A 240-nucleotide genomic window follows, 5' to 3' on the forward strand; every position below is an offset into this window, starting at 1 on the left:
ACCACGATGTTATCGGTATAGAGGATTTGCAAGTATCGAATATGTTAAAGAATCATAAGTTAGCAAAAGCAATTAGTGAGGTATCATGGTCACAGTTTCGAACTATGTTGGAATATAAGGCAAAATGGTACGGCAAACAAATCATTGTCGTATCGAAAACATTTGCTTCAAGCCAATTATGTTCTTGTTGTGGATATCAAAACAAAGACGTTAAAAATCTAAACCTACGTAAATGGGACT

The 240-nt window shown here is 34.6% G+C and carries 1 protein-coding gene; it reads left to right on the top strand.

Annotated features, from left to right (window positions below; genetic code table 11):
- A partial coding sequence (locus MR065_RS27340; protein WP_242215755.1) for a transposase occupies positions 1–240 on the top strand: 240 nt, incomplete at both ends.

The sequence above is a fragment of the Bacillus cereus group sp. BfR-BA-01383 genome, assembly GCF_022663495.1.
Lineage (GTDB): Bacteria > Bacillota > Bacilli > Bacillales > Bacillaceae_G > Bacillus_A > Bacillus_A cereus_AU.